This window comes from Geobacillus kaustophilus, from assembly GCF_000948285.1.
Taxonomy (GTDB): domain Bacteria; phylum Bacillota; class Bacilli; order Bacillales; family Anoxybacillaceae; genus Geobacillus; species Geobacillus thermoleovorans_A.
The window spans coordinates 1,207,951-1,223,999 of record NZ_JYBP01000003.1 but is presented as its reverse complement, the minus strand read 5'-3'; the positions used below and the strand labels follow the sequence as shown (position 1 = coordinate 1,223,999).

General features: G+C 46.9%; 12 protein-coding genes. 5 read left to right on the top strand and 7 right to left on the bottom strand.

Going from position 1 to position 16,049, the window contains the following annotated elements; genetic code table 11:
- Positions 1 to 1,058: 1,058 nt before the first annotated feature.
- The 4 genes from katG to istA form a co-directional block, all read right to left on the bottom strand.
- Entirely contained in the window at positions 1,059 to 3,263 is a 2,205-nt protein-coding gene (katG, locus tag LG52_RS06600; protein WP_044731347.1) for a catalase/peroxidase HPI, read from the bottom strand.
- A gap of 633 nt (positions 3,264 to 3,896) precedes the next feature.
- On the bottom strand, positions 3,897 to 5,348 hold the full coding sequence (locus LG52_RS06595; protein ID WP_231584430.1) for an IS1182 family transposase: 1,452 nt from the start codon (positions 5,346 to 5,348) through the stop codon (positions 3,897 to 3,899).
- Positions 5,349 to 5,432: 84 nt separating this feature from the next.
- A complete protein-coding gene (gene istB, locus LG52_RS06590; protein WP_052524473.1) occupies positions 5,433 to 6,188 on the bottom strand; it encodes an IS21-like element IS5376 family helper ATPase IstB in 756 nt (251 codons plus the stop codon).
- Entirely contained in the window at positions 6,185 to 7,387 is a 1,203-nt protein-coding gene (istA, locus tag LG52_RS06585) for an IS21 family transposase (protein ID WP_044731346.1), read from the bottom strand. The genes istB and istA overlap by 4 nt, the downstream gene beginning before the upstream one ends.
- Positions 7,388 to 7,523: 136 nt before the next feature.
- Between istA and LG52_RS06580 the strand changes: the two genes are divergently transcribed.
- The gene (locus LG52_RS06580) at positions 7,524 to 8,006 is read left to right on the top strand and encodes a hypothetical protein (protein ID WP_044731345.1); all 483 of its coding nucleotides are present in this window, start codon (positions 7,524 to 7,526) and stop codon (positions 8,004 to 8,006) included.
- A 97-nt stretch (positions 8,007 to 8,103) separates the two neighbouring features.
- Here the strand turns inward: LG52_RS06580 and LG52_RS06575 are convergent, their stop codons facing one another.
- The 3 genes from LG52_RS06575 to LG52_RS06565 all read right to left on the bottom strand — a co-directional run bounded on the left by LG52_RS06575 (position 8,104) and on the right by LG52_RS06565 (position 10,863).
- Entirely contained in the window at positions 8,104 to 8,655 is a 552-nt protein-coding gene (locus tag LG52_RS06575; protein WP_231584429.1) for a hypothetical protein, read from the bottom strand.
- A 99-nt stretch (positions 8,656 to 8,754) separates the two neighbouring features.
- Positions 8,755 to 9,390: a hypothetical protein gene (locus LG52_RS06570; protein ID WP_044731344.1), complete on the bottom strand. Its 636-nt coding sequence runs from the start codon at positions 9,388 to 9,390 to the stop codon at positions 8,755 to 8,757.
- A 282-nt stretch (positions 9,391 to 9,672) separates the two neighbouring features.
- Positions 9,673 to 10,863, bottom strand: coding sequence for an ISL3 family transposase (locus LG52_RS06565; protein WP_044730358.1), 1,191 nt, complete (start codon positions 10,861 to 10,863; stop codon positions 9,673 to 9,675).
- A 378-nt stretch (positions 10,864 to 11,241) separates the two neighbouring features.
- On the opposite strand from LG52_RS06565, the gene LG52_RS20495 reads away from it, so the two are divergent.
- The 4 genes from LG52_RS20495 (at position 11,242) to LG52_RS06550 (ending at position 16,015) form a co-directional block, all read left to right on the top strand.
- Positions 11,242 to 11,409 (top strand): hypothetical protein, encoded by a 168-nt coding sequence (locus LG52_RS20495; RefSeq protein WP_231584428.1) that lies wholly within the window; start codon positions 11,242 to 11,244, stop codon positions 11,407 to 11,409.
- A 308-nt stretch (positions 11,410 to 11,717) separates the two neighbouring features.
- Entirely contained in the window at positions 11,718 to 12,854 is a 1,137-nt protein-coding gene (locus LG52_RS06560; RefSeq protein ID WP_044731162.1) for an IS110-like element ISGka2 family transposase, read from the top strand.
- A 418-nt stretch (positions 12,855 to 13,272) separates the two neighbouring features.
- The gene (locus LG52_RS06555) at positions 13,273 to 14,409 is read left to right on the top strand and encodes an IS110-like element ISGka2 family transposase (RefSeq protein ID WP_044731162.1); all 1,137 of its coding nucleotides are present in this window, start codon (positions 13,273 to 13,275) and stop codon (positions 14,407 to 14,409) included.
- Positions 14,410 to 14,536: 127 nt separating this feature from the next.
- Entirely contained in the window at positions 14,537 to 16,015 is a 1,479-nt protein-coding gene (locus LG52_RS06550; RefSeq protein WP_231584427.1) for a cytosolic protein, read from the top strand.
- Positions 16,016 to 16,049 lie beyond the last annotated feature (34 nt).

Here is a 16,049-nt window from a genome sequence, read left to right as displayed (position 1 = left end):
TAATTTTTGTGTCTACGAATTATCATTTTTTAAACGAATTATCTCATTTTTATTATCGGTCGTTGATTATCTCAGCTGGAGGTGTTTTTTCATGCTGTTTAGACAAGCTTCGAGTCCAACTGTGATTTCTCTACTGGGATTGCCGGTGCCGCAATCGTTAACGAACTGTGCAAAACATTTGTGAGACAAGCGGTAATTAATAACCACTTTAAATACGGAATGTTTATTAAATAATTCCACCCTTCTTTCAATTCCCTAAGCTTCGAACTGGATTCACTATAGTTATTTACTGGTTTGGTAGAAATTTTAGAAAACTGTATGAGTAGAACGCAAATATAAACACAACAAGATTTGCAGCGACAACAGGCATCGCTCCATCCTCTTTCTACCCATTCCGTTTCCTTATCTCCTAATCGCTTGCGTCTCGTTCTTTTCCCAGAACAAGCTGAGCACCGCTCCATATAACAAATGTCCAAACAGCCAGCAAAACAACGCAGAAACAGAAGTCAATGGCGGTGTCCGCTCCGTCAAGGCGGTTGTTGGATAAAGAACAAGGCCAATGAAAAGAGAAGTTCCGATCGTACGCACCATCATTTGCCGACGCGTCCATTGGTGCTTTGCGGCAACGTATAAAAGAATCGTCGCTAGAATGACCGATATAATCAAGTGAAAAGGAGAACCCCACCATTTCCGAAAACGAAAATCGGTTGAAAACAGGAATATAATGGACATTTAACAGCAGCGTATACACATTGATGTTCCAATATATTCCAATTGGTTTTGAAAAACAAGCCGAGTATGACACCAGAAATCATGCCGGCGACACTTCCCCTTGACAACGAAACGGGACAAATTCATAACCCAGTCTCCTTTTTCTCTAAAATATACTATATACTGAAGAAGGAGCGAGGCCAAAATGCAGCTTTTCAAACTTCAAAATAGAAAAAGTTTGCGTTGAACCTTTGCTTCCCTTCGAAGACTGCTGCACAATGTTCTAGACATACATACAAAAGCAGCTTGCCAATTCAGCGGCAAGCTGCTTCTTTTCGCCTCGCCGATCAAACCGTGACCGACTCTTTGGCTTGTTTCAAATGAATGTCAAAACGATCGGCGTTCATCACTTTGACCCAAGCGTTGATAAAGTCGCGGACGAATTTTTCTTGGTTGTCGTCTTGGGCGTAAAATTCCGCGTACGAACGGAGGATCGAGTTGGCCCCGAAAATGAGGTCGACCCGGGTTGCCGTCCACCGCACTTCGCCTGTTTTCCGATCGCAAATTTCGTAAATGCCGCTTTCGGTCGGCACCCATTCATAGTTCATGTCCACCAAGTTGACAAAGAAGTCGTTCGTCAGCACCCCGATGCGGTCGGTGAAGACGCCGTGCGACAAATCACGGTAGTTTGCCCCAAGCACCCGCAAACCGCCGACAAGCACAGTCATTTCTGGAGCCGTCAACCCAAGAAGCTGCGCTTTGTCGACGAGCAGCTCTTCAGGCGGAACGCTGTACTCTTTCTTCAGATAGTTGCGGAACCCGTCCGCAAACGGTTCTAACACCGCAAAGCTCTCGACATCGGTTTGCTCTTGTGTCGCGTCGCCCCGTCCGGGGATGAACGGCACCTTGACATCAAAGCCGGCATCGCGGGCTGCTTTTTCGACCGCGGCGCTGCCGCCAAGGACGATGAGATCGGCGATGCTTACTTTTTTCGGCAGCTGGCTTTGGATCTCTTCATAAACCGAAAGCACTTTTGCCAGCCGCTCCGGTTCGTTGACTTCCCAATCTTTTTGCGGAGCGAGACGGATGCGGGCGCCGTTGGCTCCGCCGCGCTTATCGGAATTGCGGAACGTGCTTGCGGAAGCCCAAGATGTTTTCACCAGTTCACTGACGGTCAGTCCCGAGTTCAAAATTTTCGCTTTGATTTCTTCAATCTCTGAATCGCTCAGCTCATAGTCCACCTCTGGAATTGGATCTTGCCAGATGAAGTCTTCTTTCGGGACTTCCGGGCCGAGATATCTCGTTTTCGGACCCATATCTCGGTGAATGAGTTTAAACCAAGCCCGGGCAAATGCGTCCGCGAATTCCTCCGGATTTTGGTGGAACCGGCGGGCGATTTTTTCGTATTCCGGATCAAAACGCAGCGCCAAATCGGTTGTCATCATGATTGTCGGCACTTTTTTCGATGCATCTTCCGGATCGGGCGCCAAATCTTTTTCATCAGGGTCTACCGCTTGCCATTGCCATGCTCCGGCTGGGCTCTTTGTCAGCCACCAGTCATAGCCAAACAGCAAGTCGAAATACGACGTATCCCATTGAGTCGGAGTCGGCGTCCAAGCCCCTTCAATGCCGCTCGTAATCGTGTCGCGTCCCTTTCCTTTTCCATACGAGCTGATCCAGCCCAGCCCTTGTGCTTCAATCGGGGCGGCTTCCGGTTCGGGACCTACGTGCGAGGCAGGGCCGGCGCCATGCGCTTTGCCGAACGTATGGCCGCCTGCGATCAAGGCGACGGTTTCTTCGTCGTTCATCCCCATCCGTCTGAATGTTTCGCGAATATCGCGGGCCGCCGCCTTTGGATCTGGCTTACCGTCAGGGCCTTCTGGGTTGACATAAATCAGTCCCATCTGAACGGCCGCCAGCGGGTTTTCCAGTTCGCGGTCTCCGCTGTAACGTTCGGAGTCAAGCCACTCTTTTTCCGATCCCCAGTAAATGTCTTCTTCCGGGTGCCATACATCCTCTCGGCCGGCGCCAAACCCGATCGTTTTTCCTCCCATTGACTCAATCGCCACATTGCCGGCTAGCACGATCAAGTCCGCCCAAGAAATCTTGTTTCCGTATTTTTTCTTGATCGGCCATAGCAACCGCCGCGCTTTATCCAAATTGGCGTTGTCCGGCCAACTGTTTAGCGGCGCAAAGCGCTGCGTGCCGGTCGAACCTCCGCCGCGGCCGTCGCCGATGCGGTACGTTCCGGCCGAATGCCACGCCATGCGGATGAACAGCGGACCGTAATGACCATAATCAGCCGGCCACCAGTCTTGGCTTTCCGTCATCAACTTGCGCAAATCTTCTTTTAACGCCCAATAGTCCAATTTTTGAAATTCCTCAGCATAATTGAACTCTTCATCATGAGGATTCGTTTTTCGGTCGTGTTGATGGAGAATGCTTAAGTTCAGCTGGTTGGGCCACCAGTCTTTATTGGTTGTTCGGTTTGAGTTGTAGCTTGTGACGCTGCCATGATACGGACATTTGGAAGCGTTGTGTTGGTTTCCCATTTCCTCTTCCCCTTCCTTAATTGATAATTATTAGTACATTAGAATTATAACAAATTAATATTTAATAGTAAAGGATAAAAAATATTTTTGAAAAAATTTTCTATCGTTTCTATCTTTGTTTACGCTTTGTTTACGCTGCGATGTTTGCTCAAAAGATGAACACTCGCATCAGAACAAGGCGTAGTTCATTCATATCTTATCAATTACAGGGATGTCACTGTTTCAAACAATAATGATGGTCGTCATGTTCATTGTGATTAGCCCTGTCAAAGGCACTTTCACCTTTCGATCATTTGACTTTCCACGGCGACAGTTGGACTTGGCTGTTTGGCATCATCCCTAGTCTTGATACTATACTTTTGCCGACGGATTAGCCTAAAGAGCATCTGGAAAGTACAGCTTATGGGAGGAAAAGCGCGATTTCCAAAAGGCTCCCTCCTTTCTAGTCATCCATCCTCTTATATCATGGACGATTACATTATTTATCGAAAAATAGTTATTAATCTTAATCATTTTTTCAAACATGATCATTTAATACTGTCAAGGCCGATTATTTTTTCCCCAAAATCGCCGGTTTAAAATTCCCCAGAAGGATCTTTCATTGATCCTTCTGTCAGACTGTTGACAAAATGGTTATAAGACAGTTGTCTTATAACCATTTTGTTCCATTTTTAAGGTTGTTTTTCTTGATGAACGAACCAAAATAGATGCATACTCGAATACATACAGAAAGGAGAGGCCCTTTCTCCACAAGTAGTTCGCCAATTTCTTTAAATTCATCGCAGCACAAACAAGCATCGCCTGCATCTGGTTTCTTTCCAATCCTCGGTAATTCGTCCAGCGCAGACCATGCTTCTCTTTTAAATCTGCAAAATTCCGTTCAATCGTCTGTTTCCTTAATTCATACAACTCGCGATGTTCTGGTACATATCGTAAATGTTCGGCTTCTTCGTAATACTCTTGCCAAACATGGCGTGTCACGACTTTCGTATGATTTTTGCTTGCTGTACACTTTTGAAGGGATGGACATCCCTGACAGATGGATGGATCTGATTTATACTCCCGATAGCCTTCCCGATTCGTTGTTGAATAAGATAACACTTGGTGATTGGGACAAAGGTAACAGTCAAAATGTTCGTCATATGCAAATTCAGATTTTCGGAAGAACCCATCTTTCGTCTTTGGACGAGTATATGGCCAAATCGGATGGATCTCTTGTTCTAATAGGTATTTCGCAATCGCTGGCGTTTTATATCCGGCATCGATGCACACATCTGTTGGGCATCCTTTGATTTCTTGCTTCACTCGCTCAAACAGTTCAAAAAACGCTTGGCTATCATGAACATTGGCGGCAGTGACATACGTGTGTAATATCCAACCATGTCGGTCACAAGCGGTGTGATAAGAGTAAGCAAATACCCGTTCACGTTCATTTTTCACAAACATCCCACTGTCTGGATCTGTTTTACTGACTTTGATTTCTCGTTTTTTTTTATCATTTTCTGGCGGTAGTGGGGATTTCCCATGAGCGATGCGATCTCGCTCAATTTCTTTTTCTAATTCATCTTGATAAGCTTTCGCTTCCACTTCTGCCATTTCTGTTGTGAATTTTCTTTTGTTCGCACTCGCCTTCACATGAGTAGAATCGACAAATACGACACTTGGATCCACAAGCCCGTGTTGAAAGGCTTCTTCCAAGATTCTTGAAAAAATCTTTTGAAAAACATCGGTTCCCGCAAAACGTCGCGTGTAGTTTTTACTTGGTGTCGAATGATGGGGCACAGGATCATGCAGACTCAATCCCAAAAACCAACGATAAGCCACATTTGTTCGAATCTGTTCTACGGTTTCACGCATCGAACGAATCCCAAAGATGTAACGAATCAAATACATTTTGAACAGCACAACGGGATCAAGACTTGGTCGTCCATGGTTAGGAGAATACAAATCCTTGACCATATTGTAGATAAAGGAGAAGTCAATGGCTTTTTCTAGTTTACGAACAAGGTGGTCTTCAGGAACAAGATCATCAATTTTTACCGTTGTTTCGATATGTCTCCGATCTTCTTGGTAACGTTGAAGCATCTTATTCCACTCCTTCAAGATACCCTTATACCTATATATTAAAACAGCTTGTCGACTTTGTCGACAAGCTGCCAGAAGGATCTTTCATTGATCCTTCTGTTTTTCTTCTTGGAGCCTCTTTTCCCGTAATCGATAGCTTTCCCCCTTTAGGTTGAAAATGATGGAATGATGCAGTAATCGATCTAACATCGCGGTCGCCAATACCGAGTCTCCCACAACTTCTCCCCATTCCCCAAAGCTTTTGTTGGAGGTGAGGATAATCGGGGCATGCTCGTACCGCCGGGCGATCACTTGAAATAAGTAATGAGCGCTGTTCGGGTCCAGTTTTAGATACCCCATTTCATCAATAATGAGAACGGTTGGCTTCACAAAGACACGAAGCTTTTTCTCCAACTTTCCTTCTTGGTCGGCTCTTCTTAACTGATTGACCAAATCGTGAGCGGTAATAAAATACGTTTTATATCCTCTTGCGATCGCCTCCATTCCAATCGAAATTGCCAGATGTGTCTTCCCAATCCCCGGTGGACCGAGAAAGAGGATATTTTCTTTCCGGTCAATAAAGGACAACGTAAGCAGTTCTCGAATCCGGCGCTCATCCACCGAAGGCTGCGCGGCAAAATCAAACGTATCGATCGTCTTGCGATACGGCAGTTTGGACAGTTTGATGAGCGTTTGGATCGATCGTTCCTGTTTTTCGATGATTTCCGCCTCTAATAAGCGGAATAAAAACTCCGAATATGGTATATTATGAGTAGCTGCGTATTCTGTCATGGCGGACCATCGTTCCGCCATGACAGGCAAATGGAGTCGGTGGCAATACTCGTGTATTCGTTCTTTCATGAGCTTTCCCCTCGCAGGAATGCGTCATAAACGGACAATGGACGAGTATCCACTTCCACCGAAACAGGCGAAATGGTGACGGCCGTTTCCGTCTGTTTCTTTTTGATTTTTTCGGCGAATGAAATCACTTTTTTCTGTTGGTTCAAGTAAGAAATCTCCTCCCCTCGATAATACAATCGAATATCCCCATTTAATCGCTCCTTCACCAGAATTTCTTTGCCCGCATACTCCGCCGATAGAAGCCATTGTTCCCCTTTGTAAGAGAAACTGCCATCCCAATGCACCTTCCGATAGGAAAGATAGCTCGTATCGTAATCGTTCAACGGGAGAGGTTTCAGCTGTTCCTCTGCCCAACGCTCTTGCGGAGGAATGCCGGTAGTGGCGTTTGGCTTCCGATTCGCCACTTGATCGAGCCAACGATGGAGAAGGAAATTCAATTCTTCGATGCTTTCAAACGCTGTCCCCACATAGAAGTGATCCATGATATACTGAATGGCTCGTTCGACTTTTCCCTTTGTCTGGGCCCGGTAAGGCCGGCACACTTTTGGAATAAATCCGTAGTAACTCGCAAATTCAGAAAATCGTTGATTCCATTTCACCACTCCTTGTTCCCGGCCGTCTGTAACGGTCTTCATATTATCAAATAACACCTTCTTCGGAACTCCGCCGAAGTATTGGAAACTCTGAATCAGGCATTCCATTAAGTGTTCCTGGTCCTGGCTGGTCGTAAATACCGCGTATTTCATCCGCGAATAGCCTAACACAGCCACAAATAGCGATAACTTGACTTTTCTCCCTTCGATCACGACCTCCCCAACTTCTTTCCAATCGACTTGCATTTGTTCGCCAGGAAGCGTTTCATAACGAACGGTGTATTTCTTTTTCGCCGTCTCTCGGAAAGGCTGCATATAGTCCTTTAAAATCGTCTTTCCTCCCGTGTAGCCCTGTTGTCGAATTTCAAAAAACAACTTTTCGCTATTAAACACCCTATCTTCTAACATTCGTTTTTGAAGATACGGCTTAAATGGATCTAACTTGCTTTTTCTTTGTTTTCGCTTAGATTTGGAAGGGGGATTGGGGGAGTGAATATATTTTCGAACGGTTTTCCGATCAATCCCCAACTCCCTCGCAATATCGGAAATACTCATTCCCCTTTCATACATCTCTTTGATCATAAAAAATTCCCCTCTCGTCATCATGAACCATAGCTCCTCTCGTTAACACTATGGTTCTATTGTAAGTGGGGAATTTTATTCCGGCTATATTGGGGATTTTATCATCGGCTTTAACAAATACAGTAGTATCAAATTTAAACTAGGAAAGGATGATAGACGAATGGTTTGTGTGTGCAATGGTGGATTGTTTCCCCAATTGTTTTTTACGCAGTCTTCAACGGATTTGCCCATTACCATTCCTCTGACCGGAACTGCCGTCACGGAAGTGCTTCGTTTGCAGGCGATTACGACCCTCAGCGGCGATCGTGTCAAACTTGATTCGATGGTCGAGTTGGAATTGGCCGTATTGGCCCTCCTGACAGGCGTAACTTTGAAAGGCATCACGTATCGCTTAGAACGGTCAACGAACGGAGGAGCCTTTACCCCCATTGCGTCGCTTGATGTTGAATCACTTCTTCCTGGGTTGGGAATTGCCGCTAATACAACGTTATTCCCGAACTTGACATGGGTCGACGCGCCGGGCGTAGGAACACACGTATATCGCATTGTCATTGAAACAAACGGAAACATTTTATCTACCCTATTAAGCAGCATCACAGCGGAAACTCGCGCCTTGAACGCTCTTGTTGTTCGCAACGTATAACCCGGCAAAACCGGCTCAGCGAAAGGCGATTGCCTTCTGAGCCGGTTTTTTATGGCGCATATGGCTTCAGGCTGTCAAGCATGGACAACAATATGGTTCAACGCTCGCACTCCATTAGGCAGCTGTTGGCAGAAAAAAATCCGTCCACTTTGTAGGTGGTTGAGACTTCACGCATACCGACTTGAAATTGGAAATTAGAAAAAGAGAGAGTTTGACCTGGCTCGATGCGTGACACATGAATCGGCTTTAGCCAAAATTCCCCCTTCTCCTCCGCGATGTTCTCGGCCTCCTCATTCATATATTGCCAAGCTTCCATTACGAGCGGATTGAGACGGCGATCGTATTGAATGCCGCCTCCTAATTTTGCCGATAACGCCATGTGTTCTTTCGGAGAAACGCGCAGACAAATGTAAGGATGTTCTAAAGGAGAAGATCCCATATTGCGAATCACGAAGTTCCCCGCAATCATCCCTTTCTGCCCCTGTGCCTTTAGGAGCAATAAGGAATACGTGAAATAGCAAACGACACAAATTTCGTCAGACAACACCTGTTGAGGCAAACGTTTTATTTCCGCAACAGCTTGCTTCACCATACGAAGCTCTTTCTCAATCGCTTGTATTTTCTGTTCCAATTCTGGAATCAGATCCATCATCCTTCCTCCTTCTGTGTTCTATGCATTCTACATGTATAGGTATGAAAAAAGAGGAGAACATCTCCTCTTTTTTCGCATAAACTGAAAACCTAATTTTTACATAGCAGGAAACACAGCTGGGCATTGCGGCGGAAAGACATCCACTGGGCACTCTTCTTCGCAAATGATTTCTGGGCGGGGTTGGCAGAACCTTGCGGCGACTTCCAAAATGACTTCAAACGTCACAACGATGCTTTGGCAAATACGAATGGAAATATTTGCTGTAATACTGTTTCCGCTTTGCGTAAACGCTCCGACGCGGCAAGTATTAAAGGTGTTTTGCACAGCGTTGCAGCACACCGTTGTGCCTTCTGGAGCGCAAAGAATCACTTCCTCGCTGGTTGTGATTAAAGCGGGGTTGCTGACGACGGTAACTTGAGCGCCCGTTGCGTTGGTTCCCATCACTTCCAACACGACTTGAATCGTTTTGCTTAAGGTGACCGCTTGCAACGTCACAATTTGATTGCCGACCGTGCATTCAATATCTCGGCGAGGAGCGTCTTCCGCACACTCCAACAATGTGATCGAACAATTGACTTGGGAAACCGTGACTCCATCTAAAGAGCCAGTCGGAAATGTGAACGTGATGTCTTGCGCCAGCTGTACAACGTGTGTCGTCCAGTCATAGACTTTGCACACTTGAATGCACTCTGGATCAAATTGTTGAGCGAATTGCTCTAAATTGATAGGCATAAAAACAATCCTTCCTTTCATTTCATTATTTTTTTCAGGCTACTCTATAGTATGATAGGGATAAATACAAGTTATAGTAAAAACAACTATTTTGGGTCTTCACCATTTTCTGTGATTTCTACTCAATCCTAGAGACATGTTAGCTGGATGAAATAGGTTCATCAGTCAGGATCCTTCTTCCGCATACAGACCACGAAGTTGGTAGAATGGAAACAGTCAAGTGCTTTCCTTGACGGGTTCCATTCTACCAACTATCATACCGATAGCGGAAGAAGGGAGCGCTTAAGCAGCCTGACTGCCTGTAGTGTTCCCTGTACACTCCAGAAATACACGCAAACGAAACCGTTCTAGATTTCGATAGCCATATGCCCGGCGTTTGATGTTTTTGATCTTGTGATTCGTCCCCTCAATTCGGGCATTCGTATATGGGCACAAAAAGTAGGAAAGAATAGGCTCCTTCCACCTTTCAAGCGTGTTGGCTGCTTTCTGAAAAGAAGCAAAAGGGCTCTGTTTGGCTAACTTAATCCATTCTTCCAAGCGTTCCTTTGCTTCATGATATCCATCGGTTCGGTAAAAATCCCGAAACAACTCTTTCAGATAATAAGCAATGGAAAGTGCCGGATACTCCTCCAAGATATCGTCTAATCGAAGCCGTTGGTCCTTACGAAGCTTTTCACAGCCTTTCAAGAGAAGATATCGAGCCTTTTTCAATGGAGAAAATTCCTTTCTTGCTTGATCCAAGGCTTGTGTCACTTTTTGAACCACATGGTACTTATCGATGACAATCGAAGCAGATGGAAACAGGGCGCGAACCGCCTTATGATAAGGTTCCCACATGTCAAGAATCACCGTTTGGACCATTTCTTTCGACAGGATATTTTGGCTCAACAAGTTGATGGCGGAGTCACATTGGCGATCGGCATGCATTCCCATGACCGATCCGGCTCTGGCATCCATCAATACAGTTTCATACTGATGTCCCTTTTTTACAGCGATTTCATCTAAACTAAGCACCATTCCTTCTTGAGAAGATGCTTCTATCGCTGTTTGACGCTCTTTTGCTTTTTTCGATGCGATGGAGTAATAAATGCGTTCCAATGTTGTATATGGGATGCGGTGCTTTCGGCTAACCTCTTGAATGGTGGAGCCTTCGCAAAGTTCATACAAGTACTCACAAAATCGATTGGTGTAGTGTTGATTGGGTGGAATCGATTCCAAAGAGGCGGAAAACACTTGAGAACAATTCCAGCACCGATAGCGCTTTACCTTTATGAACAAGTACACCGGTTGATGGAAAATCGCCAAATCCCGTACTTTTCTTGTCCGTCTGTCGTGGACAGAGGAAGTGGCAAACCCACAATGAGGGCAACGTTCCTGTGTCTCTGTTTTCTCTACATGAATCGCATAACCATAGGAAAGAAGTTCTTGTTTAATCACTTTAAATTCTGGCAATCCTAGTGGTATAGAAAGCACTTACGAGACCTCCTTAATGTTTATTTCACCGCTAACATTATTGCCAGGATCTCGTCAGTGCTTTCTCTTTTTTGTCACTAAATCACAAAATTTGGTGATGAACCACTATTTTTATTTATTTTTGTTTCATCACCACAACGTGTACTTGACAAGCGAGGCGTTTTCTTGAGCCACTATGCATCCAAAATGTCGATTTACTAATTTTCTCCTTACTGGCGTAAGGAAAGTGTGTTTTGAAACAGTCAAGTACAACTTTTGGTGAAGAGCCTTATTTTTGGAAACAAAAATGATATGGTTCATGCATGAGCAAGCAGAACACCCATTTTTCGATGTCTGCATATAATGGGTACCATGACATGCGGAAAAAAGGTGATGGACATGAGCAAGGAGCAAAAAACCACCCAATTGCAACAGAAAATCATCCACCTGAAATCAGAATTGGACAAATATAAAGCACTGCTCGCTTCATTAGGCTCTCAAGAAGAATGGGAGCGTCTTCACATGGAAAAGTTCCATGGGCAACGTTTTGCCCTCCACCCAGCATGAAAATCACCCTTGGAGGCGCACGCATTTTCACGGAAAAGTTCCATGGGCAACGTTTTGCCCTCCACCCGGGCATGAAAATCCCCCTTTTCTTCCCATAATGAAGAGTAGGCGCAAACAGTTCAATAGGACGTTATACTTAATGGTGGCTTGGACCCTGTACGGAAAAGCGTTCGAATCCACTGGGTGCACCACCCATTGTCCGCCCTTTCCCGATGCGGAGGAAAGGTGACGACGAACGGAAAACTGCCGCATTTCTCCCGTGGATTCGCTGTTTGCGCACTCGATCATCGAACAGGAGGATTTTCATCATGGATGTCATCTATCCTCGCTGCGCAGGATTGGATGTTCATGCCGAAACCATCGTCGCCTGTGCGCTATGGGAAGAAGATGGACACATTCAAAAGGACATTCAAACCTTCTCCACGTTCTCGAAGGGACTTGGCGACCTGCTGGAGTGGCTCGAAGAACATGGCGTCACCCATGTCGCCATGGAATCCACCGGCGTGTATTGGAAACCGGTCTTCGCCTTCCTCGAGGGCTATGTCGACTTGACACTGGCCAATCCGCAACGGATCAAAAATGTCCCGGGAAGAAAAACCGATGTCTCTGACGCCGAGTGGATCGCCAAGCTGCTCCGCCATGGACTCGTTGAAAAAAGTTTCGTCCCCCCCGCGGATATTCGCGAATTGCGGGATTTTACCCGCCTCCGCAAAAAGTGGGTCGGACAGTTGAGTTCGGAGAAAAACCGGATTCAAAAAGTGCTCGAGTCTTCCAATGTCAAACTCGGCTCGGTCCTCTCCGATCTCTTCGGCGTTTCCGGAAAAGACATCCTTGCCCGGCTGCTGGAGAAGGGATACGTGGACAAGGACGAGCTGGATCAATGCCTGCGCGGAAGGCTCAAAAAGAAAAAGCAAGCGGTGTACGATTCGCTGCTGGGCACCTTGACCGAACACGAGCTCCGTCTCCTTCGCCTCTTGTGGAAACACGTTGAGGAATTGGAGCGGTTCATCGAAGAAGTCGACCAGCACATCGACCGCCTGCTCGAGCCGTATCGTGAGGAAGTCGAATTGCTGATGACCATGCCCGGAGTGAAAAAACAAACCGCCGCCGTCATCATCGCGGAGATGGGAACCGACATGAGCGTCTTTGAAACGCCGGAACGGGCGGCTTCATGGACGGGTTTGTCCCCCGGCAACCATGAAAGCGCCGGAAAGCGAAAGAGCACGCGCACGACAAAAGGCAATCCCCATCTCCGATCGGCGTTATGCGAGGCGGCATGGTCAGCAGCTCGATCTAAGACGCATCCCTTGTCCCGAAAGTTTTGGTCGTTGGCGGCCCGGTGCGGGAAGAAAAAAGCCCTCATCGCCATTGCTCGGCGGATGTTGGTGATCATCTTTTGCATGATCTCCCGCAAAGAGCCGTTCCGCCAACCACAACTTATTTAGTCTAGCCAAAAGGCAGACAGGTTATACGAGATGCCTAAAATCGGGCACCTCTGCTTTCCTATTGCCTTTTTTGGCCATTTTCAGTATACCCGCACGGATCAGGAGCGTATACCGCACTCACCAAGTGGTGGGGATTTTCACGGAAAAGTTCCATGGGCAACGTTTTGCCCTCCACCCGGGCATGAAAATCCCCCTTTTCTTCCCATAATGAAGAGTAGGCGCAAACAGTTCAATAGGACGTTATACTTAATGGTGGCTTGGACCCTGTACGGAAAAGCGTTCGAATCCACTGGGTGCACCACCCATTGTCCGCCCTTTCCCGATGCGGAGGAAAGGTGACGACGAACGGAAAACTGCCGCATTTCTCCCGTGGATTCGCTGTTTGCGCACTCGATCATCGAACAGGAGGATTTTCATCATGGATGTCATCTATCCTCGCTGCGCAGGATTGGATGTTCATGCCGAAACCATCGTCGCCTGTGCGCTATGGGAAGAAGATGGACACATTCAAAAGGACATTCAAACCTTCTCCACGTTCTCGAAGGGACTTGGCGACCTGCTGGAGTGGCTCGAAGAACATGGCGTCACCCATGTCGCCATGGAATCCACCGGCGTGTATTGGAAACCGGTCTTCGCCTTCCTCGAGGGCTATGTCGACTTGACACTGGCCAATCCGCAACGGATCAAAAATGTCCCGGGAAGAAAAACCGATGTCTCTGACGCCGAGTGGATCGCCAAGCTGCTCCGCCATGGACTCGTTGAAAAAAGTTTCGTCCCCCCCGCGGATATTCGCGAATTGCGGGATTTTACCCGCCTCCGCAAAAAGTGGGTCGGACAGTTGAGTTCGGAGAAAAACCGGATTCAAAAAGTGCTCGAGTCTTCCAATGTCAAACTCGGCTCGGTCCTCTCCGATCTCTTCGGCGTTTCCGGAAAAGACATCCTTGCCCGGCTGCTGGAGAAGGGATACGTGGACAAGGACGAGCTGGATCAATGCCTGCGCGGAAGGCTCAAAAAGAAAAAGCAAGCGGTGTACGATTCGCTGCTGGGCACCTTGACCGAACACGAGCTCCGTCTCCTTCGCCTCTTGTGGAAACACGTTGAGGAATTGGAGCGGTTCATCGAAGAAGTCGACCAGCACATCGACCGCCTGCTCGAGCCGTATCGTGAGGAAGTCGAATTGCTGATGACCATGCCCGGAGTGAAAAAACAAACCGCCGCCGTCATCATCGCGGAGATGGGAACCGACATGAGCGTCTTTGAAACGCCGGAACGGGCGGCTTCATGGACGGGTTTGTCCCCCGGCAACCATGAAAGCGCCGGAAAGCGAAAGAGCACGCGCACGACAAAAGGCAATCCCCATCTCCGATCGGCGTTATGCGAGGCGGCATGGTCAGCAGCTCGATCTAAGACGCATCCCTTGTCCCGAAAGTTTTGGTCGTTGGCGGCCCGGTGCGGGAAGAAAAAAGCCCTCATCGCCATTGCTCGGCGGATGTTGGTGATCATCTTTTGCATGATCTCCCGCAAAGAGCCGTTCCGCCAACCACAACTTATTTAGTCTAGCCAAAAGGCAGACAGGTTATACGAGATGCCTAAAATCGGGCACCTCTGCTTTCCTATTGCCTTTTTTGGCCATTTTCAGTATACCCGCACGGATCAGGAGCGTATACCGCACTCACCAAGTGGTGGGGATTTTCACGGAAAAGGATGAACTCCAGGCGAAGCATGATGAACTCATCGAACAATGCCGCCGTTATAAAGAGATGCTGTCCGCGCAAATGAATGAGATGGAACGCTTATCGGAAGCATTGAAAATGATGGAGGAAGAAAAAGAATGGCTGCGGCAGGAGACGGAGCAATGGAAAACAAAATGCGCCTACTGGAAAGAACAAGCTGAGGCCAACCAAACACACATCCAGTCTTTAGACGAGACACTGAAGGCGTTTCAACAAGACGAGACCCTTTCGTTTATGAACGAATCGACCGATTCATGGGCATCTTGGCTAGAGCGACTAGAAAAAGATTACAATGCGATGAAGGGGCAAATGGATAAAATCTCCAAAGATGTTTCCAACCTGCAAAACGATTTAAGCAACATCCCGAAAATCGAAGCATTGGAAAAAGACATAGGAGTTTTTACGAAGCAAATGCAACAAATACAAGACAAACTATTCAAAATCGAGATCGAACGACAAAAAGACTCCTTGACGCTGCAAAAACATATTTTCACCCAACAAATGGAGCTGGAGTTGATGATGGAAAAGGTCACGAGTTTTGTCAGTGAAATGAAACATCTCGCGAACCAAATTGCTGATTTCACCCAGTCACAGAATGATTCCCATCACGATGCAAATGAATTGAAGGAGATGCTGTCCGAGCTCATGCAGCGATTCACCGCATCTTCTGATGAGAGATCGAAAGAACCGGAAACATCACCCACCCAATCAGCCACCCCCTTTTCAACAAGTACGCAATCAGGGAAGGCGCCGTCATCCCCTAAAGGTTTTTTGAAATTAAGAGAATTTATGGACGAAGCGAACCAACCCATTATCGTCTCGCCTGTAAAACGCAAAGAAACGCATTCCTTCAACGTTCCCTTATCTCATTTATATTCGCAAAAATCGGTCTCACTCAAACGCGTCCGAATGGAACATCCGTCTTCCCACCATCGCCATCCATCCCAGCTCCCATCCCCTCCTGCAGAGGATGAGGGCAACCGATTGGACATTAGCGTTCAAAGCGATCCACCAAACCGAGAAGAACGATCAGACGCTTTAAAGCTGGGACAGAATACGGAACAAAAACTGTCTACACAGGCAGAGGAAGTGAGGAGCGAAAATATCCATAAAGCGGCGGAACCGTCCAAAAACGAGAATGAGCAACTAGATCATCCAAACAGAAAAATCAAAGCGGAACAAAACACCCTAGTTCCCCTCGATGGCCAAGAGGCGCTGATACAAGATCCAACATCGGCATCCGGCATTTCGGCCGACGGGCAGAAATCAGATTTCGAAACCTATGAAGTGGCGTCCTCCCTTCCTTCCGCCTCCGTTTTGATCCAAAAAGACGCCATCCTTCATGCAGAAGACTCTTTGATGGAAGAAGGGAAACGGTCAAAATGGGGATTATGGTCTCTATTCAAAAAGATGAAAACATCTCAATAGGCAAAGAGGCGGGAGTGTTCCCGCCTCAAGGCCT